This window comes from Dactylosporangium sp. McL0621 (genome assembly GCF_049995355.1).
Classification (GTDB): Bacteria; Actinomycetota; Actinomycetes; order Mycobacteriales; family Micromonosporaceae; genus Dactylosporangium.
This window is the reverse complement of the sequence record NZ_CP188259.1, coordinates 58,307-82,574: the sequence shown is the minus strand read 5'-3', so window position 1 is coordinate 82,574 and position 24,268 is coordinate 58,307. Positions and strand designations below refer to the sequence as shown.

The 24,268-nt window shown below is 72.5% G+C and carries 18 protein-coding genes; 7 read left to right on the top strand and 11 right to left on the bottom strand.

All coding sequences use genetic code 11. From position 1 onward, the window contains the following. Nucleotides 1-33 precede the first annotated feature (33 nt). A complete protein-coding gene (locus ACPPVO_RS00365) occupies nt 34-2,907 on the bottom strand; it encodes a hypothetical protein (RefSeq protein WP_426509101.1) in 2,874 nt (957 codons plus the stop codon). Continuing rightward, on the bottom strand, nt 2,904-5,750 hold the full coding sequence (locus ACPPVO_RS00360) for a hypothetical protein (RefSeq protein WP_426509099.1): 2,847 nt from the start codon (nt 5,748-5,750) through the stop codon (nt 2,904-2,906). Before ACPPVO_RS00360 ends, ACPPVO_RS00365 begins: the two co-directional genes overlap by 4 nt. Before the next feature lie 162 nt (nt 5,751-5,912). Between ACPPVO_RS00360 and ACPPVO_RS00355 the strand changes: the two genes are divergently transcribed. Both ACPPVO_RS00355 and ACPPVO_RS00350 read left to right on the top strand, forming a co-directional pair. Continuing rightward, nucleotides 5,913-6,947, top strand: coding sequence for a pectinesterase family protein (locus tag ACPPVO_RS00355; protein WP_426509097.1), 1,035 nt, complete (start codon nt 5,913-5,915; stop codon nt 6,945-6,947). A 154-nt stretch (nt 6,948-7,101) separates the two neighbouring features. Further along, on the top strand, nt 7,102-7,224 hold the full coding sequence (locus ACPPVO_RS00350; protein ID WP_426509096.1) for a hypothetical protein: 123 nt from the start codon (nt 7,102-7,104) through the stop codon (nt 7,222-7,224). A 76-nt stretch (nt 7,225-7,300) separates the two neighbouring features. Here the strand turns inward: ACPPVO_RS00350 and ACPPVO_RS00345 are convergent, their stop codons facing one another. Genes ACPPVO_RS00345 through ACPPVO_RS00335 form a run of 3 tightly spaced genes read right to left on the bottom strand, consistent with a single transcriptional unit; the run spans nt 7,301 to nt 11,689 of the window. Next, complete coding sequence (locus ACPPVO_RS00345) at nt 7,301-9,292, bottom strand: PKD domain-containing protein (protein WP_426509094.1); 1,992 nt, start codon at nt 9,290-9,292, stop codon at nt 7,301-7,303. Nucleotides 9,293-9,336: 44 nt separating this feature from the next. Beyond that, complete coding sequence (locus ACPPVO_RS00340) at nt 9,337-10,368, bottom strand: hemolysin family protein (protein ID WP_426509093.1); 1,032 nt, start codon at nt 10,366-10,368, stop codon at nt 9,337-9,339. After that, nucleotides 10,361-11,689 carry a hemolysin family protein gene (locus tag ACPPVO_RS00335; RefSeq protein ID WP_426514931.1) on the bottom strand — a complete coding sequence of 443 codons (1,329 nt, stop codon included), beginning with the start codon at nt 11,687-11,689 and terminating at the stop codon, nt 10,361-10,363. Before ACPPVO_RS00335 ends, ACPPVO_RS00340 begins: the two co-directional genes overlap by 8 nt. 210 nt (nt 11,690-11,899) lie before the next feature. Between ACPPVO_RS00335 and ACPPVO_RS00330 the strand changes: the two genes are divergently transcribed. Then, nucleotides 11,900-12,133, top strand: a complete 234-nt coding sequence (locus tag ACPPVO_RS00330; protein WP_426509091.1) for a hypothetical protein — start codon at nt 11,900-11,902, stop codon at nt 12,131-12,133. 17 nt (nt 12,134-12,150) lie between these two features. Here the strand turns inward: ACPPVO_RS00330 and ACPPVO_RS00325 are convergent, their stop codons facing one another. Then, nucleotides 12,151-14,280: a (Fe-S)-binding protein gene (locus ACPPVO_RS00325; RefSeq protein WP_426509089.1), complete on the bottom strand. Its 2,130-nt coding sequence runs from the start codon at nt 14,278-14,280 to the stop codon at nt 12,151-12,153. Between the two features lie 113 nt (nt 14,281-14,393). Beyond that, nucleotides 14,394-14,678: a cell division protein CrgA gene (locus ACPPVO_RS00320; protein WP_426509088.1), complete on the bottom strand. Its 285-nt coding sequence runs from the start codon at nt 14,676-14,678 to the stop codon at nt 14,394-14,396. 130 nt (nt 14,679-14,808) lie between these two features. Here ACPPVO_RS00320 and ACPPVO_RS00315 point away from each other — a divergent pair, with 130 nt between their 5' ends. The 4 genes from ACPPVO_RS00315 (at nt 14,809) to ACPPVO_RS00300 (ending at nt 17,656) form a co-directional block, all read left to right on the top strand. Beyond that, nucleotides 14,809-15,618: a DUF881 domain-containing protein gene (locus tag ACPPVO_RS00315; RefSeq protein WP_426514930.1), complete on the top strand. Its 810-nt coding sequence runs from the start codon at nt 14,809-14,811 to the stop codon at nt 15,616-15,618. A gap of 416 nt (nt 15,619-16,034) precedes the next feature. Further along, nucleotides 16,035-16,733: a class E sortase gene (locus ACPPVO_RS00310; protein WP_426509086.1), complete on the top strand. Its 699-nt coding sequence runs from the start codon at nt 16,035-16,037 to the stop codon at nt 16,731-16,733. A gap of 4 nt (nt 16,734-16,737) precedes the next feature. Next, entirely contained in the window at nt 16,738-17,004 is a 267-nt protein-coding gene (locus tag ACPPVO_RS00305; protein ID WP_426509084.1) for a hypothetical protein, read from the top strand. Between the two features lie 7 nt (nt 17,005-17,011). After that, nucleotides 17,012-17,656, top strand: a complete 645-nt coding sequence (locus tag ACPPVO_RS00300; RefSeq protein WP_426509083.1) for an aminodeoxychorismate/anthranilate synthase component II — start codon at nt 17,012-17,014, stop codon at nt 17,654-17,656. Nucleotides 17,657-17,717: 61 nt separating this feature from the next. Here the strand turns inward: ACPPVO_RS00300 and pknB are convergent, their stop codons facing one another. The 4 genes from pknB to ACPPVO_RS00280 all read right to left on the bottom strand — a co-directional run bounded on the left by pknB (nt 17,718) and on the right by ACPPVO_RS00280 (nt 24,229). Further along, entirely contained in the window at nt 17,718-19,442 is a 1,725-nt protein-coding gene (gene pknB / locus ACPPVO_RS00295) for a Stk1 family PASTA domain-containing Ser/Thr kinase (protein ID WP_426514929.1), read from the bottom strand. Between the two features lie 86 nt (nt 19,443-19,528). Beyond that, on the bottom strand, nt 19,529-21,223 hold the full coding sequence (locus ACPPVO_RS00290; RefSeq protein WP_426514928.1) for a serine/threonine-protein kinase: 1,695 nt from the start codon (nt 21,221-21,223) through the stop codon (nt 19,529-19,531). Between the two features lie 13 nt (nt 21,224-21,236). Beyond that, nucleotides 21,237-22,757 (bottom strand): peptidoglycan D,D-transpeptidase FtsI family protein, encoded by a 1,521-nt coding sequence (locus ACPPVO_RS00285; protein ID WP_426509082.1) that lies wholly within the window; start codon nt 22,755-22,757, stop codon nt 21,237-21,239. Further along, on the bottom strand, nt 22,754-24,229 hold the full coding sequence (locus ACPPVO_RS00280; RefSeq protein WP_426514927.1) for an FtsW/RodA/SpoVE family cell cycle protein: 1,476 nt from the start codon (nt 24,227-24,229) through the stop codon (nt 22,754-22,756). The genes ACPPVO_RS00285 and ACPPVO_RS00280 overlap by 4 nt, the downstream gene beginning before the upstream one ends. Nucleotides 24,230-24,268 lie beyond the last annotated feature (39 nt).

Here is a 24,268-nt window from a genome sequence, read left to right as displayed (position 1 = left end):
GCGTCAGTGCGGGCCCTGCCGTTTCCGGTTGAGTTACCGGCGCCGGCGGGAGGCCAACTGGCCGGCCAGGGCGACAACGGCCAGCGCGGCGCCGGCGACGAGGACGGTCCACAGTGGAGTCCACGACGGGCGGGGCGCGTCGATGGACAGGGACGGCAGGAACAGGCCGATCGTCGCCCACGCGACGACCGCGGCCACCAGCCCCGCGACAACGCCGGCGATCACGACGCTGAGGGCAGTGGCCGCGTCGGTCCGGGCCGTCACCCGGCGCGACACACCCTGGACGCGCAGAACGCCGTACGCGTCGGTGGAAGACACCGCGACCACCACGATCCCGGCCGCGCCGAGCAGCGCGGCCAAGGCGCCCGCGACGAGGAAGAACCGCAGGGCCAGCGGCGCCCCGCGGCGGCCCAGGGCGGCGCGCTCGTCGGCGACCGTGTGGTGGGCGACGACGGTGATCCCCCGCGAGGCCAGGTCGATCTCCACCGTGGGCGGCGCGCCCGCGGCCAGCCACACCTGGCCCTCCGTGACCTCGCCGGAGTCGGTCGAGAGCAGGTCGGCGCGCTCCAGGTCGACCAGCATGCCGCGCCGGCCGAGGCCCGGTACCGCGCGCAGCGGGGCGGCCACGGCCGCGGTGGCCGCGTCGCCGTCGAACAGGCCCAGCGCGCCGTCGGGCGGCAGCGGGCCCGTCGACAGGACCGGCAGCGGGGCGGTGAGGTCCAGTGGGCGTACCGTGCCGGCGTTGCTGCGGCTCGTGCTCGGCAGTGTCAGCGCCAGGCCGTCGGCGGTCGCGGTGGCCGTCGCCGACGGGGCGGCCTCCCAGTGCCGGGTCAGGTCGACCGGGGTGCCGTCGGCGTCCAGGCGGTGCACGGTCAGGTGGCAGACCGGGCCGATGGCGGTCGTGATTCCGATCTTCAGGGCCACGAGGCGGCAGCCGGCGGCGCAGGCCGGGTCGTGGGCCTGGTAGGAGTGCCGGCCGGCCTGGAGGGCGCCGAACCCGACCGCCACCGCCGGGGCGCCGTTGTCCGGGGCCAGCACGGCGTACAGGGTCGACACCACCGTGCTCGGGTCGGCCAGGGTCAGCTCGACGGTGAGGGTCGTGCCGCGCAGGCGCACGGGGTCGGCCGCCGGGCCGGCCTGCAGGCGCGCGGCCAGGTCGCGCGGCGGCAGCTCGGCGTAGCCGGGGCGCCAGAGCGCGACCGCGGGCAGCCGGGACGAGTCGACGGCGAGGACCGGGCGGGCGCCCGAAGAAAGGGCCGGCAGCGGTACCGCCGCCATCGCGAATTTTCCCTCCGGATCCACGGCCCGGGTCGCCGCCAGCAGCGCGGACCGGGTCGTGCCGTGCACGGTCAGCACGGTCGGAGCGCCGGCGGCCAGAGCGGCGTCCTGGTCCACGGTCGCGGCGGACACGTCCGTCGCGGTGGCCGCGAAGCCCAGCGAGCCGATCGCCACGACCAGCAGCACCAGCAGCCTCCGGCCGGTGGGCTGACGGGCCAGCCGGGTCGCCGTCAGGGCGGTGACCAGCCGCCCGCGGTGCAGCGCCCAGCCGGCGATCCGGGCGGCGAGCGGGCCGGCCAGCCGCGCGGCGATCAGGCCGACGGCCAGCATGACCAGCGGCGGGGCGAGCAGCGCGACGCCGGACAGCGTGCCGCCGCGGGCCTGCACCTGGGCCACGGCGACCGCGGCCAGCACCACCACGAGGATCTCGAGGGTGAGCGAGCGCCAGTGACCGGAGCGCCGGTCCGTCTCGCGCAGCAGCTCGGCGATGGGGCGGCCGGCCGAGCGCAGCTGGGCGGCGACGGCGACCGCGAGCGCGCCCACGGTGGTCACGCCGGCCGCGGTGAGCATGAGCGGGTCGGCGTACCGGCCGCCGAGCACGGCCACGGCCAGGTAGCCGATCGGCGCGCCGGCCAGCACCGCCAGCGCCGTCTCGGCGGCGGCGAACCAGCCGCGGCGCACCCCGGTGACCCCGCGCAGCGCGACGACGCCGAGCTCCTGGCGGCGGGCGCGGGCCGCGGCGGCGGCCGCGAAGACGACCAGCGCCCAGCTGAGCGCGGCCAGCGGTACCGCGGCCACGGGGGCGACGGCGCGGGCCTGGGCGAGGTCGGCGTCGATCCGGCCGACCAGGTCGGGCAGGCGCGTGCCGAGCTGGGTGCCGCCGTCCTTCTGCGCGCCCGAGGCGGCCAGCCAGGCGCGCAGGGCCGGCAGCGTGGCGACGGGGACGCCGCGCGGCGCGAAGTACGCGGCGAGGTGCTGCGTCTCGTCGGGGTGGTCGATCGCGTTGAGGGTGGACCGCGAGATGTAGAACGGTGCGTCGCCGACGGTGCCGCACCAGTACGGCTCGGCGCCGTCGCGGGCGCGCACGACCCCGACGACGGTGAGCAGGACGGATGCGCCGGCGGGCCGGTAGATCTGCTCGGCGCCGGAGTAGGTCCCGGCGCTCAGGTCGAGCGCATCGCCGGGGCGTACGCGGAGGGCGGCCGCGGCGCGCTCGGTGACGACCACCTCCATGCCGCCCATCAGGCAGCGGCCGGCCACGACGACGACGTGGTCGCAGAGGTCCTGCCGGTAGCCGACCCGCCGGGAGTCGGCCGGGGGGACCTTGTCCGGGCCGGCCGGGATCATCGTGATCTCGGCGCTGAACACCTGGGTGAGGCCGGGGCCGGCCAGACGGGGCGTCGCGTCCCGCTCGAACCCGACGTCCAGGCGCGGTACCGTCGCCGCGAGCTCGACCGTGCGCTCGACCGTCGAGGCGGCGGCGAACCGTCCGGCGACGATCTGGGCCTCGACGGCGCCCAGGTAGGCCGGGCTGGCCACGGCGGCCGCGGTGGCCAGCGCGGCCAGGACCAGGGTCAGCCCGAACTGCCCGCGCCGGCCCCGGACCATGTCCCACAGCAGGCCGGTCACGCCGCCTCCCCGCGTCGCCGCGAACGGGCGGTGAGCAGGGCCACGGCGACGAGGCAGAGCACGGCGGCCGCCGCGGCGGCGGCGAGCGGTACCAGCGCCGGGCCGGTCGGCGGCGGCAGCACGGACCAGCCGTCGGCGAACGGGTCCACGGGCGGGGCGGCGAGCAGGCGCGCGACCACGGCGGTGAGCAGCCCGATCAGCACCGCGGCGACCGCCGGCACCGTCGCCGCCACGAGCCCGGCGGCCCGCACCACCCGCTGCGGCGCGCCCTGCACGCGCAGCGCCAGCAGCTGTGCATCGCGGTCCGGGCGCTGCGTGGCGCCGGCGACCGCGAACGCGCCGGCCACGAGCAGCAGTGCCAGTACACCCGCCAGCAGGTCAAAACGCAGGGCGGCGGCCGGACCGTAGCCGTCCAGGCGGCGGTGCGCCGCGGCCGTGGTGTCCTCGGCGACGACCCGCAGGCCGGCCGCGCGCAGGTCGTCCACGATGGACTGTGGCGCGTGCGGGGCCAGCCAAACCTGCTGCAGGTCGCCCGGGATCGCGGTGCCGGCCAGCCGGGCGGCGTACTCGAGGTCGACGATCGTGCCGTCCGCGCCCGCCCGGGGCAGTACCGCCGAAGGGTCCGGCGCGATCGGCACGGCCACGCCGCCGAAGGGGCTGGCGGTGACGGGGTTGTGCTCGTCGCCGACGGCCACGTAATGCCCGGTGACCAGGGCGGGCAGGGGCACCGGGGTGTCCACCGCGTACACCTTCGGGTCGGTCGAGCCGGCGTTGCCCGGCGGGAGGGCGGTCAGGACGAGCGCGCCGTCGCGGTGGGCCGGGCTGACCGACGGCACGGTGTCGCCGAGCGCGGTCCGCCAGCGGGCCGGGTCGCCGAACACGGCGGCGGGCACGGCCACGGCGCCGTCGGCGCTGAGCTGCCGGATCGTCACGGTGGTGCGGGCCCCGGTGAGCTCGACGGTGGTCATCCGGCAGCCGCGCCGGCACTGCGGCACCTCCACAGTGGACGCACCGACCGGAAAAACCGCAGAGACCTTTTCGCCGGTACCGCCGACAACGAGCCCGACCACGACGGACACGCCTGGCGCATCGGCGGTGGCGTCGAGCCGCAGCGCCGTGCCGGTCACGATCAGCGGCGCCGGCGCGGGCGGGTGCAGCCGGGCCGCGACGGCCGCGCCCATGCCGGTGACGGCGGCCAGGCGGGACGAGTCGACGGCGAGCACGGGCCGGCCGTCCGGCCCCGCACTCTGCACGACCGCCATGGCGAAGGTCCCGGGCGGGTCGGCGCCGCGCACCGCGGCGAGGAGCCGCTCCTGGTCGCCGGCGTCGACGGTGAGCACGCGCTCGGCCCCGACGGCGATCGCGGCCCGGTCGGCCCGGGCCTCGTCGGCCGCGACCCAGTCCTGCACGGCGACGGCGAACAGGCACGCGCCGGCGGCGAGCAGCGGCACGAGCCGGTGCACGGCGCCGCGCCGGGCGAGCAGCAGCACGCCGATCCCCGCGCCGAGCCGGCGGTGGTCGTCGCTCGCCACGGCGGCGGCGTGACCGGCCCGGGCGGCGAGCGGCAGCAGCAGGCGGGACAGCAGGACCGCGGCGGCCAGCGCGAGCAGCAACGGCACGAACGCCTCGAGGCCGAGCCCGGGGTCCGGCCGCCCGTGCCGGCTGACCGCCTGGTACACCGCCGCGCCGGCCAGCGCGAGCGCGGAGACGTCGAACGTGGCCCGGCCGAGCCGCGAGACGTGCGGGGCGCCGGGCTGCAGCAGTCGCTGCACGGGGGTACTGATGGTCCGCCAGTCGGCGACGATGATCGCGCCGAGCCCGCCGGCGGCGACCGCCGCGACGGCCGGCGGCGGGTACCTCCACGCGAACCCCCCGAGCGCGATGCCCGCCAGCAGCGGCAGGGCGCCCTCCCCCGCGACGAGGACGAGGATCCGCGACCGCGCGGTGCCGTGCAGGGCCATGCGGGCGATGTCGAGCCGGCGCGCCTCGGCCGCGTACCGCGCGGTGACCGCGAACGCCAGCAGCGCGACCACGAACAGCTCCGCGGTGGCGAGCTGCACCCCGCGCCGCACCGCCCGCCCGTCGTCGGCGAGGTGGGCGTCGAGGTCGGCGGCGCCGGAGGAGTACGCGAACTGCAGCCCGTGCAGGCGGTTCAGGGCCGCGTCGATGCGGCCGGGATCGGCGAACAGCCCGGCGGGCAGCAGCGCGTCGAGCGTGGCGTCGGCGAAGCCACTGCCCGCCAGCACGGTGTCGGCGGTGCCGTAGAACGCGGTGCCGCCCGTCCCGAACCAGTACCAGTCGGCGGGGTCACGGGCCCGGTAGGTGCCGACGACCGTGAGGGCCAGCGGCTTCGCGCCGGCCTCGGCCGTGTAGCCGGCCCGGTCGCCGACGGTGATGCCGAGCGGCAGCTGCGCGCCGACGACGACCTCGCCCCGGGCGGCCGGGCAGCGCCCCGTGACCAGGACGGCCTCGCAGAAGTCGTCGCGGTACCGCAGGTCGGCCGCGATTGTCCGCCCGCCCAGGTAGAGCGTGCCGGCGCGCCGGAGCCCGATCGCGGTCCGCTCGGCCGGCAGTTCCAGCCCGACGCTGTCGCGGAACCGCCGCAGCGCCGCCGCCGCGACCTCGGGCCGGTCGTCGCCGCCGCTGCTGACCCGGCCCTGCACGCTCAGCGTCCGCTGCGCCGGGGTGGCGTCGCGGACCAGGGCGGCCGCGCTGTCCCGGGCCGCCGCGGCGGAGTACGCCGGCGCGGCCGCGAGTGCCGCCACGGCCAGGGCCGCGAGCAGCCCCAGGGCGAGCGACGAGACGCGGCGCGCGCGCACCGCGTCCCAGATCAGCTCCAGCACCGGAAAAGGGTACGACGGATCGGCGCGAGGCGATGCGCGAAAGTTTCACGAATGTGACGTCACTGGATGGGTCCCTCAGGAAAGCGCTTGCCTGGTCCGCGCCGGACTGACATCGTCCGGTGAGTAATCGACCTATCTGGATGCGTTGCCCTGGGAGGACAGATGCGTACCGGAAGAATCTCGCTGGTCGTGCTCATCGCCGCCGGCGCCGTGGCGGCCGGTGGGGTGCCGGCGTCGGCGGCCACGACCGTCACCGTGGCCGCCGACGGCTCCGGCAACTACCGCACCGTGCAGGCCGCGATCGACGCCGCCCCGGCCGGCAACAGCAGCACCTACACGGTGAACATCAAGGCCGGCACGTACCGCGGCACCGTGAACATCCCGTCGAACAAGCCCTACATCAGCCTGGTCGGCACCGGCTCGGCCGCCACCGCCGTGGTGCTCGTCGAGGGCCACGCGTCCGGGCTGACCAAGCCGGACGGCAGCACCTACGGCACGGCCGGCAGCGCCACCGTCACCATCGCGGCCGCCAACACCACCGTGTCCAACCTGACGATGTCCAACGACTTCGACGAGGCCGCGCACAACCTCAGCGCCGAGCAGGCGGTGGCGGTCAACACCTCCGGCGACCGCGTGCAGTTCAGCAACGTGCGGATCCTGGGCAACCAGGACACGCTGCTGGTCAACACGTCAGGGACGGCAGTGCGCCGGCTGTACGTGCGCAACTCCTACGTGGAGGGCGACGTCGACTTCATCTTCGGCGGCGGCACGATGGTGTTCCAGAACGGCGAGGTGCGCTCGCTGACCCGCGGCTCGTCGTCGAACAACGGGTACATCACCGCCGCCGCGACGAACATCAACAACAAGTTCGGCTTCCTGTTCTGGGGCACCCACCTGACCAGCAACGCCCCGGCCAAGACGGTCTACCTGGGCCGGCCCTGGCACCCGGGCGGCGACGTCAACGCGATCGCCCAGGTGCTGTACCGCGGCGTGACGATGGACGCCCACATCCGCAACGACCCGTGGACGGACATGTCCGGCTTCTCCTGGCGCAACGCGCGCTTCACGGAGTACAGCAGCACCGGCGCCGGGGCCGTGGTCAACAGCAACCGCCCGCAGATGAGCGCCTCGACCGCCGCCCAGTACACCCCGACCCTCTACCTGGCCGGCTCCGACGGCTGGAACCCGATCCACTGACCTTCGACGCACAAAGGCCGGCGTCCGGGGCCGGCAGTAGGGCAGCCGGCCCCGGGGAGCCGCTCGGCCGCATCGAGGCCGAAGCACGCGCGCCGTCGTCTCGTCGGAGGGGGTCGCCGCACACCGCGCCGCGGGACTGGACAAGACGCTGATCATGCAGCACAGCGGAACGCTGCTGTTCGACGCGGCCGGGCAGGAGCGCTACCGTCTCGTCGCGACGCTGCCGACCGGGAGCTTCGACGCCGCCGCCCTCGGCGCGGCCGTCGACCGGCTCTGAACGCCGGCTTCTCGTGCGGCCTCGGCGGGCGAACCAGCCGGGCGGCTCCCAAGTTCGGAAGCCGCCCGGTGCGAGGTCAGAACCTCAGGTTGAACTTCTCCCACGCGCCGATCGCGGTGCGGTTCGCGATCAGCGGCTGCTTGCCGCCCGCCTCCGCGGTCACGTACTTCCCGTTGACCCCGGCCACCAGGGAGCCCGTGCCGTCGTCGTTGCGGACGAGCCGGAACTTCTCCCACGCCCCGATCGCGGTGCGGTTCGCGATCAGCGGCTGGTTGCCGCCCGCCTCCGCGGTGACGAAGCGGTAGTCGGCGTGGGCCAGGATCGCGACCCAGCCGTCGCCGGCGTCGATCAGGTCGAAGGTCTCCCAGGAGCCGACCTGCGCACGGTTGGAGATCAGGGGCTTGGCCCCGGCCGCCTCGGCGGTCACGTAACCGTTCACGCCGAAGATGAACGTGCTCACGGAATGGGCGGTCGCGAACTGCTCCCACGGGCCCAGCGCCGGGCGGTCCGCCGTCAGCGGGCCGGTGCCGTTGTTGCCGCTCACGAACATCCCGTTGCCGCGGTACCGCAGCCCGAACGCGCCGTTCGCGCCCGTGACGAGCTCGAAGCGGTCGGGAACGGCGCTGTCGGCCCGCAGGCGCGTCGTGCCCGGGTCGACCGTCAGGTACTTGGCGTTGGTGTAGGACTGCAGGCCCACGTCCCCGTGGCCGAGGTCGACCAGGTCGAAGACCTCCCACGGGCCGGCCTCGGGTCGGTTCGCGACCAGCGGCTGGTTGCCGTTGTCCTCGGCGCTGACGAACCGCAGGTTGGACAGCGACAGCAGCGCGGCCGACCGCAGGTGCGACAGGGCGCGGACCGTTCGCGTGGAGGTGCTCGTCGCGCCGGCGGCGTCGGTGACCGTCAGCGTCACGGTGTAGTCGCCGGGCTGCGCGTACTCGTGCGTCAGGCCCCAGTCCGCCGTGGTGACGACGGTACCGTCGCCGAAGTCGAAGGTGTACGAGCTGATCCGGGCCAGGCCCGCGATCGATCGCTGGCCATCGGCGAAGACCGTCGGCTTCGGGCCGCCGGCGGCGACCTCGAGCTGGGCCACGGGACCGCCGGCGGTGATCGCCCCGACGGCGATGCCCACCGCGGCGTGGCCGAGCGGGATGGCCGCGGCCGCGGTGTTCGTGGTGGTGTCGATCGGCGTCACCGAGTCGCCGGTGACGTACGCGCGCTTGCCGTCGCCCGCGATGTCGACGCCCTTCGGGTGGGCAACGACCGGCACCGTCGCGACGACCGCGTTGGTCGCCGTGTCGATGACCGACACGGTGCCGGCGCCCGAGTTGGTGACGTAGACGCGCTTGCCGTCCGGCGTGACGGCCACGTCGTAGGGCTCGGCGCCGACCGGGACGGTCGCGGTCACCGCGTTCGTCGCGGTGTCGATGACCGACACGGTGGCGCCGCTCAGATCGGTGACGTAGACCTGCTTGCCGTCCGGCGCGACGGCGACGCCCCACGGGCGGGAGCCGGCCGCGACCGTGGCGGTGACCTGGTTCTTCGGCGCCTCGACGACCTGCACGCCGCCGGCGGTGGTGACGTAGACGTGCCGGTTGTCGGGGGCGACCGCGACGCCCTGCGGGTGCTCGCCGACGGCCAGCCGCGGATAGGGCGAGTAGGAGAGGCCGTCCAGGATCGCGAGGGTGTTGGCCGCGTAGTTGGCGACGTAGACGCGGTAGCCGTCCGGCGAGACGGCCACGCCGTGCGGCTCCGTCCCGACGGTCACGGACCGGACCACGGCGCTGCGGCTCGGTTCGATCACGCTCAGCGTGTCCAGGTCGGAGCTGGCGGCCAGCACGTAACCGGTGCGCGGGGCGAACGCGATCTCGCCCTCGCCGCCACCGGTCGGGATCGCGTTGAGATCCTTGCCGGTCGCCGCGTCGAGCACCGATGTCGTGGTCGACCCGGTGCCCGACACATAGAGAATGTCCTTCGGACCCGCCGCGGCGGCGGGAGCAGCGCCGGCCAGCAGGCCGACGCCGGCCGTCACGACCACTGTCGTGAAGCCGGCCAATATGCGGTTGTGCACGGCGGGATTATTTGCTGATCTTGCCCGGCGTCGCGGCCCGTATTTCAGGCGGGTTGGGGCTCGTTGACGACCGGCGCGCCGACGACCGCGGTCAGCACGTCGTCCAGGGTCACCACGCCCAGCGGCACGCGGCCGTCGCTGACCAGCACGATGTGCTGACGCTCGCGGCGCATGGCCAGGAGCAGCTCGGCGAGCGTCCGGGTCGGCGGCACGATGCCCAGCGGGCGGATCAGGTCGGCGGGAATGGGCGCCCGGCGCTGGGGGCCGACGAAGCCGAGCACGTCCTTGACGTGGACGAAGCCCAGCACGCGGCGGCTGGCGCGCTCGACCACGGGGAATCGGGAGCGGTTCGTACGGGTCGCGAGGACCTCCAGCGACGCCGGGGAGACGTCCTCAGCGATCGTGGTGATCTCGGACCAGGGGCGCAGGGCGTCGCGGGCGGTGCGGTGCGACAGGGCCAGCGCGCCCGCAATGCGGGCGTGCTCCTCCGGGGCCAGCAGGCCCTCGGTGGTCGCCTGCGCGGCCAGGCCGGCCAGCTCCTCGGCGGTGAAGACGGTCTTCACCGAGCCGGTCGCCTCGATGCGCCACAGCGACAGGATCGTGCGCGACGCCCACTTCATGGCGACGAGCACCGGCTTGGTGCCCATGCAGAAGGCGTACATCGGCGGGCCGAGCCACAGCACGGCGCGCTCGGGGTTGGCCAGGGTCAGGTTCTTCGGCACCATCTCACCGGCCACCGTGTGTGCGAACACCACGACCGTCAGGGCCAGGGCGAACGCCACCGGGTGCACGAGGTTCTCCGGCAGGTGCACGGCCTCGAAGGGGCCCTGCAGGCCGTGGGCCAGGGCCGGCTCGGCCATGGCGCCGAGGCCCAGGGTGCAGATCGTGACGCCCAGCTGGGCACCGGCGATCATGAGCGGGATCTCGTTCATGGCGCGCATGGCGGTGCGGGCCCGCCGCGATGTCGCCGCCATCGGCTCGATCACGGTGCGGCGGGAGGCGATCAGGGAGAACTCGCCCGCGACGAAGAAGCCGTTGCCGAGCAGCAGCACGATGGCGGCGATCAGCTCAATCATCCTCGGGCACCTCCGGACGCACCACGCGGACCTGCTCGATGCGGCGGCGGTCGACCTCGACCACGGTGAACTCCCAGCCGTCCTCGTTCCAGGTCTCGCCGACCGTCGGGATGTGACCCAGCCGCGCCATCAGGAAGCCGGCGAGCGTCTCGTACGGCCCCGGCGGCACGTGGAACCCGGTCAGCTCGGCCAGCTCGTCCTCGCGCAGCACGCCGTCGACCAGCACGGTGCGCTCGGCGCCGGGCGCGGTCAGGTCGGGCATGCCGTGCACGGTGGCCGGCTCGTCCTCGATGTCGTGCTCGTCGGCGATCTCGCCGACGAGCTCCTCGACGAGGTCCTCGACGGTGACCACGCCGTCCGTGCCGCCGTACTCGTCCACGACGATCGCCACGTCGGAGTTGCCCCGGCGCAGCGCCGCGAGGACGCCGTCGAGGTCGAGGCTCTCCGGCACGAACAACGGCTCCCGGGCGACCGCGCTGACCCGTGTGGTCGGGCGGCGCACGGGCGGCACGCCGAGCGCGTCGGTCACCGTGACGACCCCGGTCACCTGGTCGAGGGTCTGCTCGTAGATCGGGAAGCGGCTGTAGCCGGTCTGCACCGAGGTGGCCAGCAGGTCGGCCACGGTGGCGTCGGCCCGCAGCGACACCACGTCGACCCGCGGGGTCATCGCCTCCGCCGCGCGCTTGTCGCCGAAGCGAATGGTGCGCTGCAGCAGTACCGCGGTCTCTCTCGGCAGTGCGCCGGCCCGGGCCGAGATCGCGGCGAGCAGGCCGAGCTCCTCGGGCGAGCGGGCGCTGGCCAGCTCCTCCTGGGGTTCGATGCCGAAGCGCCGCACGATCCAGTTGGCGGAGCCGTTGAGCAGCGTGATCAGCCACGAGAAGAACTTGGAGAAGCCGCGCTGCGGTCCGGCCGTGGCGCGGGCCAGCGGCATCGGCTTGGCCAGGGCGGCGTTCTTGGGGACGAGCTCGCCGAAGAGCATCGAGAGCAGGGTGGCCACGATCAGGCCGCAGACGTGCGCGACGGTGTCGGTCACCGAGCCGAAGATCGGGTGGAGGGCGGGCGCGAAGAGGCGCGAGAGGGCGGGCTCGGCCAGGTAGCCGGTGAGCAGACCCGCGAGAGTGATGCCGAGCTGGGCGCCGGAGAGCTGGAACGACAGTTCGCGCAGGGCCTGACGGACGGTGCGGGCCTTGCGGTCGCCGGCGTTGGCACGCTGCTCGATCTCCGCGCGGTCGACGGTGACGAGCGAGAACTCGGCGGCGACGAAGGCCGCGTTCGCGGCGGTGAGCAGCACGAACGCCAGCAGGGGCAATAGTGTGGTCAACACGCTCGCGCGATGGTCCCTTCAGGTGTGATCCGATTGTTCCACGTGAACCCAAGCCGTGCTGAAGCTGCCCACGGGTCCGTGTCAAACGAGCCACCCGAAGATCGAGATACGTAGATCACCTTCCCTCTTTCGAGGGCCTTGCGCCGCGTTGAACAGCGCCGATGCTAATGCCAGCGGGGGTCACGGCAAGCATCGAGGGGGACTTTGATGGGTGCGGCGTTGATCGGCGCGTGTATAGCGCTCGCGGCCGGCATCGCGGTGGGCAACGCCGGCGCGAGGGCGAAGCGGGCCCGCCTCGACTACGTGCGGACCAAGGCGCTGGTGCCGGGGGCCCGCAAGACAGCCATCGCGGAGGGCCTGAAGGGGCTGCGGATCATCGCGACCGCGGCCGCCGTGCTCATCGCGCTCGGACTCGCGATGAACGTCATCGGACAGCGTTGACGCGGGGCGCCGAACCCCTACTTCTGCACCGCCCGGAGCAGCACGGACGCCACGTCGACGACCTCGACCTCCTCCGGCGCGGCCCCCGCGGCCTTCTTGCCGGTGACGCCGTCGCCGAGCATCGTGAGGCAGAACGGGCACGCCACCGCGACCGTCCTGGCGCCCGTCGACAGCGCCTCCTCGACCCGCTCCACGTTGATCCGCTTGCCGATCCGCTCCTCCATCCACATGCGCGCGCCGCCGGCGCCGCAGCAGAACGAGCGCTCCGCGAACCGGTCCATCTCGACCAGGCCCTTGTTGTCGTCCGCCGGCCCTGCGACGGCGCCGAGCACCTCGCGCGGCGGGGCGAAGACGCGGTTGTGCCGCCCCAGGTAGCAGGGGTCGTGGTAGGTGACGGCGCCGTCGAGCGGCTGGACCGGGGTCAGCTTGCCGGCCGCGACGAGCTGGGCGAGCAGCTGGGTGTGGTGAATGACGTCGTAGTGGCCGCCGAGCTGGCCGTACTCGTTCGACAGCGTGTTGAAGCAGTGCGGGCAGGTCGCCACGATCTTCTTCACGCCGGCCTCGTTGAGGGTCTCGACGTTCTGCTGGGCGAGCATCTGGAAGACGAACTCGTTGCCGATGCGGCGGGCCGGGTCGCCGGTGCAGGTCTCGCCCTGGCCGAGGATGGCGAACTTGACGCCGGCCTCGTGCAGCAGGGTCGCGACGGCGCGCGTGGTCTTCTTGGCCCGGTCCTCGAACGCGCCGGCGCAGCCGACCCAGAAGAGGTACTCGAAGTCGCCCTCGTCGATCTCGGCGACGTTGGGGACCTCGAAGTCCAGCCCCTTGGTCCAGTCGTCGCGGGTGGACTGGGCCGCGCCCCAGGGGTTGCCCTTGTTCTCGAGGTTGCGCAGCATGACGCCGGCCTCGGTCGGGAAGTTCGACTCGATGAGCACCTGGTACCGGCGCATGTCGACGATGTGGTCGACGTGTTCGATGTCGACCGGGCACTGCTCGACGCACGCGCCGCACGTGGTGCACGACCACAGCACGTCGGGGTCGATGATGCCGTTCTCCTCGGCGGTGCCGATGAGCGGCCGCGCCTGCTCCGCCAGCGCGAGCGCGTTCACGTGCGAGTGGTCGTCGCCGGCGAGCAGGTACGGCGCCTTGGCGTAGGCGTGGTCGCGCAGGTTGAGGATCAGCAGCTTCGGCGAGAGCGGCTTGCCGGTGTTCCAGGCCGGGCACTGCGACTGGCACCGCCCGCACTCCGTGCAGGTGGTGAAGTCGAGCATGCCCTTCCAGCTGAACTGCTCGACGGTCGCGACGCCGAACTGGTCCTTCTCGGGGTCGGCCTCCTCGAAGTCCAGCGGCTTGCCCTGGCTGGTCATCGGGCGCAGGGCGCCGAGGCCGGAGCCCTTCCGGCCCGGGGTGCGCTTGAAGAAGATGTTGAAGAAGGCCAGGAAGCGGTGCCAGGCCACGCCCATTGTCACGTTGCTGGCGATCACGATGACCCAGGCCATCGAGATGATGATCTTCAGCATGGCCACGATGCTCACCGCGGCCGGCCAGGCGGGCAGGATCGAGCCGAGCGCGTGGCTGACGGGCGCGGCCCAGGTCGGCCACTCGAGCTCGTCGTTGGCGGCCTTGAAGCCCCGGATGAAGAAGCCACAGATCAGAACGCCGAGGATGGTGTACTCGACGTAGTACGCCTGCCACATGGTCGAACCGGTGAAGCGCGACCGCCGGTTGGGGTTGCGCGGGAGGTTGCGCAGCCGGATGCCCATCAGCACGAGAATGCCGATGAAGCCGAAGACGCCGATCCACTCGGTGACCAGGCCGTAGACGTTCCAGGCGCCGATCAGCGGCAGGCCCAGGCCCGGCTTGACGACCTCGAAGTAGGCCTCGACCACCAGCAGCGAGAGCGCCAGGAACGCGATCATGACGAACCAGTGCGCGGCGCCGACGACCGTCCAGCGCAGCATGCGGGTGTGGCCGAGCGTCTCGGCGAGCATGGTGCGCAACCGCAGGCCCTTGTTGTCCCCGCGGGTCGGGTCGGGCTGGCCCAACCGGATGACCGCGAGCATGCGCCGGACGGTCCGCACGACCAGGACCGCCGCGACGATAGTGATCGCCGCGGCGACACAGGTCGTCACGATCTGCACTGCACCCATGCCGAAGCCTCCCACGGTCCGGGCTGGAACATCTCCAGAAGGACCTTAGTCCCTCTTGTTACCCATGAGTAACGTGAAGTTTGTCGCAGCGCGAGGGGGCGACGGTCAGTTGGTCAACGCCACTTGGAGAAGACCGCGAGCGACGCAACGAGGAACCCGAAGCCGATGGCCAGGTTCCAGTACTTCAGGTCCGCCAGCGTCGAGAGCCAGTTGACGTCGAAGAAACCCTGCGTCAGGTAGTACGACACCAGCCACGCGATGCCGATGACCACGAACGCGACGGCGAGCGCGGGCACCCACACCGGGCTCGGCCGGCGCCTCGCGGACACAGTCTCCTGCGGTCGGAGCTCCGCCGGGGCGGTGTAGACCTTCTTCTTACGAACTGTCGACTTCGGCACGGCGCTCTCCTGGAGGGGTCGTCTGGCCAACACTATCCACGTGACGCCGCCACCTCCGCCAGCGTCGGCCTGAATAATGTTCTCCGTCTAGCGTAGTCAAGTCGGCACGCGCATGTGGGGAGGGGTCGTGGTGGAGTACACATCGGGCGGCTCCTCGTGGACCCACGCCCTGCGGCGGCTCGGTCGCGCTATGCTTCCGCGCCGCCCTCAGAAACAGGGTTTCGCCTGGTCAGTGCTGACGCCGGTGGTGCTGCTGGTGGCCGGGATGCTGTTCTCGCTGAGCGCCGCGACCGCCCACGGCACCGACCTGCGCGACGACCGGCGGCCGGAACTGACGAACCTCATCGCCGAGCGGAAAAAAGAAATCGCCGACGCCCGGTCCCGCGCCGCCCGGCTGCGCGCCGAGATCGACAGGCAGCAGCAGGGCCAGGCGGGCGCCGACGGACAGGTCGACGAGCAGCGCCGGCGAGGCGCCGCCGAGCAGGCGGCGGCCGGGCTGACGGCCGTGCACGGGCCCGGCCTGCGGGTCACGCTCAACGACGCCCCGCGCCGCGCCGACGGCACCCGGCCGGCCGGCGCCACCCCCGATGACCTCGTCGTTCACCAGCAAGACGTACAGGCCGTGGTGAATGCCCTGTGGGCCGGCGGGGCGGAGGCGATGACGCTGATGGGCGTCCGGGTGATCTCGACGAGCGCGGTACGCTGCGTGGGAAACACGCTGCTGCTCGACGGGCAGGTCTACTCCCCGCCGTTCGAGGTCGCCGCCATCGGCGACCAGGCAGCCATGCAGCGCGCGCTCGACGCCTCCGAGGGGGTCCGGTTGTTCAGTGAGGCCGCCAATTCCTTCGGGCTCGGCTATCAGGTGAAGGTGGAGGCCGACGTGCAGGCCAGGGCGTACGACGGCTCGACGGCACTGCGCGCCGCGCAGGCCGGGTCCTGACCGGAGCCGCGGCCGTGGACCCGCACCGCCCCCGCCACCGCGCGCTCGACCAGGACGACATCGCCACCACGGTGATTCCGCGCCTTCCACCGGCTCCGACGCCGCCACCTCCCGCTCCGACGCCTCCGCCGCTCGCTCCGGAGCCGGACGCCACGGCCGTGATTCCGCGGATTCCGTCGGCTCCGGAGGGGGATGCGACCGCGATAATCCCCAAAATCACCTCGGACGCCGCCGAAACCGCCTATATTCCGAAATTCAGCGACACCTCGACGGCCGGTCCCTCCGCCGCCGAGGCCGAGAAACTTCCACCGACTCCCACCCCCGAGGACGAGGACCAGCCGGCCGCACCGCCGGCGCCGAAGGGCGCCGTGGTGGTTCCATTGCGCCCGGTCCGCACCGAGGAAGGGTACCGGAGCGTGTACTCCGAATACACCAGGACCACGTTCGGCTCGGTGGCCCGCGCCATCAGCCGCGGCACGGGCGAGGTGCTCATCACCTTCGGCCTCATCGTGCTGCTGTTCGCCGGCTACGAGGTCTGGGGCAAGTCCGCGATCGTCGACGCCCACCAGAACGAGCTCAACCGCCAGCTCGAGCAGCAGTGGGCCCAGCAGCCCACCGTCGGGCCCAGCACCGGGGCCACGCCGCAGGTGGTCAAGCCGGCCAACGGCGCCGTTATCGCCTCCGTGCACATCCCGCGGCTGAACAAGAAGTGGGCCGTCGTGCAGGGCGTGACCCCGGCCGACATCCGCTACGCGCCCGGGCACTACCCGGACACGGCCCTGCCGGGGCAGATCGGCAACTTCTCCATGGCCGGGCACCGCACGCCGGCCATCTGGTGGGACCTCGACCAGCTCAAGCCCGGCGATCCCGTGCTGGTCAAGACCGCCGACACCTGGTACGTCTACAACGTCACCGGCCACGAGATCGTCCTGCCCACCTCCGTGCAGGTGGTGGCGCCCGTGCCGGACAAGCCCGGCGAGGTGCCGACCAAGGCGCTGCTGACGATGACCACGTGCAACCCGAAGTTCAACAACTACCAGCGTCTCGTGGTGCACGCCGAGCTCTCCCGCACCCAGTCCGCCGCCGACGGCGATCCCGCCGAGCTGAAGGGCTGAGCGCGTGTACTCCTGGCTCTGGCGCCACATCCCCTTCAAGCAGTGGCAGCTCAAGGCGCTCGTCTCCGGCGTGCTCGCCCTCGGCGTCGCGGCGCTGCTCTGGTATCAGGTCTTCCCCGCGGTCGAGCCGATCCTGCCGTTCGACGACGTGCAGGTCGAGACCAACGACCCGGGCGCGGACATCACGATCGAGAGCCCGGCCCCGTCCATGGCCCCGTCGGCGAAGACGGGCGGCACCAGCCCGGCCCCCCAGGTGGTCCTCCCCAGTTAGGAACAACGTGCGCGTCCTGGTCATCGACAACTACGACTCGTTCGTCTTCAACCTGGTCCAGTACCTGGGCCAGTTGGGCGTCGAGTGCGACGTCCGCCGCAACGACGAGATCACCGTCGCCGAGGTGGCCGCGGCGAACCCGGCCGGGGTGCTGCTCTCCCCCGGGCCGGGCACCCCGGAGCGCGCCGGCATCTGCATGGCGGTCATCCAGGAGCTGGCCGGGAAGCTGCCCATCTTCGGCGTGTGCCTGGGCCACCAGGCCTTCGGCGCGGCCTTCGGGGCCACCGTCACGCGCGCACCGGAGCTGCTGCACGGCAAGACCTCGCTCGTGGAGCACACCGGGCAGGGCGTGCTCGCCGGGCTGCCGAACCCGTTCATCGCCACGCGGTACCACTCCCTCGCCGTCCTCGAGGAGACGCTCCCGCCGGAGATCGAGGTGACCGGGCGCACGGAGTCGGGCGTCGTGATGGCGATGCGCCACCGTGAGCTGGCGATCGAGGGCGTGCAGTTCCACCCCGAGTCGGTGCTGACCCAGGGCGGACACCAGATGCTCGCCAACTGGCTGGCGACCTGCGGGCGGCCGGACGCGCTCGAGCGCGCCCCGGAGCTCGTCGCCGAGGTCGAGGCCCGCCGGGTCGCCGCTTTCGCCTAGGGGGTTGTGCACAACCCTGTGGATAACTGCCGAGTTATCCACAGGGCACGGACTGTCAGGGTCAGCCGCCGGCGCTCTTGCTCGGGTTGGCCGACGCCGGTACGGACGGCGTGTTGTCGGCCTGGCCGACCCGCAGGACGATCTTCTCGGTCTTGAGGTAGACCTTGCCGATGGTCTGCGTCGCGCCGACCACGAGCCCGACCTTCGAGTCGTCGGTGACCGTCACGTTCTGCGTGGTGACGTTGGTGAAGCCGTTGGCCTGGAGCAGGCCCTGGGCCTCGCCCGGGCTCTTGTCCAGCACGTTGGGCATGGTCGCCTGGTTGAACTTCGAGACGTAGATGGTGACCGTAGAGCCGACCTTGACCTGGGTGCTGGCCGCCGGCTCGGAGGTCTGGACCTCGTCCTTGGGCTCGATGCCGTCGCGCTCCTGCACCTGCACCAGCAGCTTGAGGTTCTGCAGCTGCTGCGTGGCCTCGTTCTTGCTCAGGTGGGTCAGCGGCGGCACGGTGACCAGGGCCGGCGCGCCACAGACCTCGTAGTCGACCTGCGAGCCGTGCTTGACCTCGGCGCCGGGCGTCGGGTTCTGCAGGGTCACGACCCCGGTCTGGCAGTTCTCGGTCGAGCCCGCGCGCGGGTCGCCGGTCAGGCCGGACTGGCGCAGCACCTCGGCCGCCTCGCCCTGGTTGCGCCCGGTGATCTGCGGCACACGCACCGGCGGTTCCTGGTTGGCCAGGTAGAGCCCGATCGACAGCGCGGCCACCGCGAGCAGGCCCAGCACCGTCAGCGCCACCACGACGCCGGTGGAGCTCTTGCGCTTCTGCCGCTGGTTGGCCCGGGCCGGCTGGCGCGAGGCCGGCGGCGGCCGGTACTGCGTGGTCTGCTGCTGGGCCATGACCGCGGCCATCTCGTCCTCGGTCATCACCGGGGGCGCCGAGACCGGGCGGCCGGCCGCGGCGCGCATGACGTCCGCGCGCATCTCGCCGGCCGACTGGTAGCGGTTGAGCGGGTTCTTGGCCAGCGCCTTGAGCACGACCGCGTCGATCTCGGGCGTCACGTCGCGGTTGCTGGAGCTCGGCGGCCGCGGGTCCTCCCGCACGTGCTGGTAGGCCACCGACACCGGGTTGTCCCCGACGAACGGCGGATGGCCGCAGAGCAGCTCGAACAGCACGCAGCCGCTCGCGTAGACGTCGCTGCGGGCGTCGACAGGCTCGCCGCGGGCCTGCTCCGGGGAGAGGTACTGCGCGGTGCCGATCACCGCCGAGGTCTGCGTCATCGTCGTGGCCCCGCTGGCCAGGGCCCGCGCGATGCCGAAGTCCATCACCTTGACCTGGCCGGTCTGCGTGAGCATCACGTTGCCCGGCTTGATGTCGCGGTGGATAATGCCGTGCCGGTGGCTGAACTCCAGGGCGGCGCAGATGTCCGCCGTGATCTCCAGCGCCCGGCGCGGCATGAGCCGGCCCTCGGCCGCCAGCACCTCCTTGAGGGTGCGGCCGTTGACGAACTCCATGACGATGTACGGCAGTTCCTCGCCGGCCGGCCCGCGCTCCTCGCCGGTGTCGTAGACGGCGACGATCGCCGGGTGGTTCAGCGAGGCGGCGTTCTGCGCCTCCCGGCGGAACCGCAGCTGGAACGTGGCGTCGCGGGCCAGGTCGGTCCGGAGGGTCTTGATCGCGACGTCGCGGCCGAGGCGCAGGTCACGACCCCGATGGACCTCGGCCATACCGCCATAGCCGAGCAACTCCCCGACCTGGTAACGGCCGCCGAGGAGGCGTGGCTGGGCGGTCATGTCGTGTCGTCCTTCGGTCATCGACTATCTACCTTGCCACGTCTTGCGACGGGGACACATTCGAGGTGGTGAAACCTTAACGCCGGTCATCCTCCGACACAGCGGCCGTCGATCACGATCCCCGGCTGCTCGCAGGTCACGCTGGCCTTCGGACCGGCGTTGGACTGCGTCGCGCCGGGGTTGCCGGTCGGGTTGCCCGTCGCCGTGGGCTCCTCGTCGATCGCGCCCTGGTTGACCGTCAGCGTGATCGTGGTGCCCTGCGGGATGGTGGGACCGCACGGCTCCACCTTGGTGACCGCGTTCGGGAACGCGCCCTTGGTCGGCTGGGGTACGAGGGTGACCTTCATGCCCCTGCGCTCGAGCTCACGCTTGACGATGTCGCCGGTGCCGATCGGCCGGCACGACACGTCGACCGGCCTGCCCGTCGCCTTGGCGGAGGTGGCCGCCTGGGTCGGGGCCGCCGACGTGCCGGTGCCGCCGACCGGGTTGCTGGGCTTGTCGTCGCCCTTGGTGGCCAGGTAGATGCCGCCGATGCCGACGAGCACCAGCAGCACGACCGCGGCCACGCCGATCAGGATCATGTTGTTGTTGCGGCCGCTGCCGCCGGACGTGTTCCGGGGCGGCGGGGGCTGGTAGCCACCGGTCGAGCCGAGGTAGGTCGCGGTGTCGTTGGACGGCGGCGGGGGCACGCCGGCCGCGCCGCGCGCCTGGTGGCCGCCGAGACCCGCGGCCGCACCGGCGGCCGCGCCCGGCACAGCGCCGGGCATGATCCGGGTGCCGCCGGCGCCCGAGGTGGGCGGGCCGGACATCGGCGAGCCGGACATCGGCTGGTTGCCGTAGCCGGGCGAGACGGGCGACGCGGAGACCGGGCCGCCGGAGACGGGGTTGCGGCCCATCGGCGACCCGGGCGGGCCCATCGGGGCGCCCATCGGCGGGACCGCGGGGCCGGTGGCCGTGCCGCCGGAGAACTGGCCGGAGACGCGCCGGGCGGCCTGGGCGAACGCGGCGGCGCTGGGCCAGCGGGCGGCCGGGTCCTTGGCCATGGCCCGCTCGACGAGCTGGGCCACCGGCGGCGGGATGTCGGCCGGCAGCGGCGGCGGCATGTCGCGGACGTGGCGCATCGCGATCTCGAGCGGGTTGTCGCCCTCGAACGGGCGCACGCCGGAGAGGCACTGGTAGGCCACGACGCCGAGCGCGTACACGTCGGACAGCGGGGTGGCCTGGGAGCCCGAGGCCTGCTCGGGCGAGATGTAGGAGGCGGTGCCGAGCACCGAGCCGGCCGCGGTGAGCTGCGCGACGGCGGCCGAGCGGGCGATGCCGAAGTCGGTGAGCACCAGCGTGCCGTTGGGGCGCACGAGCAGGTTGCCGGGCTTGACGTCGCGGTGGACGATGCCCTTCTCGTGCGCGGCGTGCAGCGCGTCGGCGGCCTGGGCGATGAGCGCCATGGCGCGCGCCGGGGTGAGCCGGCCGACCCGGGAGAGGGTGCGGGAGAGCGCGTCGCCCTCCACGTACTCCATGATCAGAAAGGCGGTGCCGTTCTCGCTGCCGTAGTCGTAGATGTCCACGACGCCCGGGTGGTTGATGGTGGCCATGGTGCGGGCCTCGCCCCGGAAGCGCTCGGCGAAGCCGGGCTCCTCCATCAGCGCGGACAGCAGCACCTTGATGGCCACCGTGCGGCCGAGCACCTCGTCGGTGCCACGCCACACGTCACCCATACCGCCGCCGGCGATGCGCTCGTCCAGGCGGTAGCGACCGCCGAGGGTGGTGCCGGCGCTCAACATGTCGCGCACCTCATTATCGAATGCCCTTTTCGTCCGCGTATGCCTTCATGATCAGGCCGCCAATCCGAGCCGCCTCGCCGCTGCCGCCCTTGCCAGCGTTCTCGAGGAAGACCGCGACCGAGATGATCGGCTTGCCGTCCTTGAGCGCGAAGCCGATGAACCAGCCGTGGTCCTCCGACTCCTCGCCGTTCTCCGCCGTACCGGTCTTACCACCCACGTCCAAACCCGAGATGCGAGCGCTGCGGCCGGTGCCGTCGTTGGACGCCACGACGCTGAACATCATGTCCTGCAGCTCGTGCGCCACGCCGTCGGTGATCGGCGTGCGCAGCTCCTTGGGTTCGGTGTGGTCGGCGGTCGACAGGTCGGCGTTCTGCAGACGGTCGACAATGTAGGGCCGCATCTGCTTGCCGTTGTTGGCAACCGTCGCCGCAATCATGGCGCCTTGCAGCGGAGACATCTTCACCTCGCGCTGTCCGATGCTCGACTGAGCGACGGCGGGAGGGTCGACGCGGTTGTCGGTGCCCGCGGTCATGGGGCCGGTGTGGCTGGCCACGATGCCGCAGTAGTTGCGGTCCTGGTCCTCGATCAGGCGGGGCTCCTGCTCGAAGCCGAAGGCCTGGGCCATCGACTTGAGCTTGTCGGCGCCCACCCGCTCGACCCCCATGCGGGCGAAGACGGTGTTGCACGAGACGGTCAGCGCCTGCTTCACCGTGATGGTGTCGGGGCAGATGCCTTCGTGGGAGTTCTTGATGCGGAACGACGAGGTCTCCGGCGGCTGGTAGAACTCGCCGCCCTGCACGCTCGAGTCGGGCGTGAGCGAGGAGTCGGCCGTCATGGCCGCCGCCGAAGTGATGATCTTGAAGGTCGAGCCGGGCGGGTACACCTCGGAGGTCGCCCGGTTGAGCAGCGGCTTGTTGGGGTCGCCGTTGAGCGTCTTGTAGTTCGCCGCGGCCGCGTTGATGTCGTGGGTGCTCAGCAGGTTGGGGTCGTAGCTGGGCATCGAGACCTCGGCGAGGATCGCGCCGGTGGCCGGGTCGAGCGCGATGGCCGCGCCCTTCTTGATGCCGAGCTTGTTCGTCCCCAGCGCCTGGTAGGCGGTGTCCTGGGTGCCCTTGGACAGCGTCAGCAGCACGTTGCCGCCGGCCGGCTCCTTGCCGGTGAACATGCCGGCGATCCGGTCGGCCGCCTGCTTGTCCGAGGTACCGATAAGGAAGTCGTTGTTGAGCTTTTCAAGCTTGGTGGCGCCCAGGTTGACCGGCTTGTAGCCCAGGACGGAGGCGTACTCCTCCTTGAGCGGATACGTCCGCAGGTACTTCAGCGAGTCGCCGGTCAACTGCGCGTCCGCGAGCACGTTGCCCTTGGCGTCGACGATCTTGCCGCGCGGCCGCTCGTACTCGGTCGCCTGCACACGCCCGTTGCGCGAGCTCGTGCGGTAGTCGTCGGCCTTGACCACCTGCCGGTAGTTCAGGTTCAGGAACAGCATGGCGAACAGCACCATGACCACGACCCCGACCCGGCGCAGCGGGGCGTTCATCGCACGACCTCCGTGGGCATCTCTTTGATCTGGACCGGCGCGCCGCCGCCCCCGCCGGACGCCGAGCCGCCGAGCCCACCCGAGGGCGCGCCCCCGGCGGGCCGGCGCGACGCGTCGGAGATGCGCAACAGCAGGCCGATCAGCAGCCAGTTGGCCACCAGCGACGAGCCACCGGCCGAGAGGAACGGCGTGGTCTGCCCGGTCAGCGGGATGAGCTGGCTGATGCCGCCCACGATGACGAACACCTGCAACCCCAGCGTGAACGCGAGGCCACCGGCGAACAGCTTGCCGAAGGAGTCGCGGACGTTGATCGCCGCCCGCAGGCCGCGCTCGACCAGCAGCAGGTACGTCACCAGCAGCGCGGTCAGCCCGAAGAGCCCGATCTCCTCGCCGAGGCCGGAGAAGATGAAGTCGGTCCAGACCTCGGGCACCTTGGTCGGCTGCCCGGCGCCGGGTCCGGTGCCGGTGAGCCCGCCGGTGCCCAGCCCGAGCAGTGACTGGACCAGCTGGTAGCCCTTGTCGTCCGCGTCCGCGAACGGGTCGAGCCAGGTGGTCGCGCGCTCGGAGAAGTTCAGGAAGGGGCCGCCGACGGTCTTGCCCAGGAAGTACGCCAGGAAGGCCCCGCCGAGGAAGAGCCCGAGACCGATGATCAGCCAGCTGACCCGTTCGGTGGCGACGTAGAGCGTCACGACGAACAGGCCGAAGTACATCAGCGAGGTGCCGAGGTCCTTCTCGAAGATGAGGACCATCAGCGACATCAGCCACACGACCACGACCGGGCCGAGGTCGCGGCCGCGGGGGAAGTCGATGCCGAGGAACCGCTTGCTGGCCAGCGACAGCACCTCGCGCTTGCGCACCAGGTAGTAGGCGAAGAAGACCAGCAGCGCGATCTTGGCGAACTCGCCCGGCTGGATCGTGAAGCCCGGCAGCTTGATCCAGAGTTTGGCGCCGTGGATGGCCGAGTACCGCGCGGGCAGCACCGCCGGGATGAGCACGAGCACGATGCCGGTCAGGCCGAGGGTGTACGCGTAGCGCGACAGCGAGCGGTGGTCGCGCACGATCGCCATCAGCGCGACCGCGCCGACCACCGCCGCGGCGGTCCAGCCGAGCTGGCGGAAGCCGTCGCCGCCGAAGACGCTGAGGTCGGGCCGGTCGACCACCTTCGTGGTGGCCAGGTCGAGCCGGCGCAGGAACCCGACGCCGATGCCGTTGATGAGCGCCACGGCGGGCAGGATCACCGGGTCGGAGTACGGCGCCAGGAAGCGCACCGCCACGTGTGCGGCGAGGAAGATGATCGCGATAACGGCCGTCTGCACCCAGAAGTCGCCGGTGACCTTGCCGATCGCGTTGCCCTCGACGACCGCCGCGTAGATGGTCAGGATGGCGATCACGAAGAGCAGCAGACCCAGCTCCACGTTGCGTCGGGTCTGCGGGCGGGCGGAGGGCGCCGGGATGCCCGCTCCGCCGCCCATGGGCGACGGAGCCGGGATGGCGGTGGCGGTCACGACTGT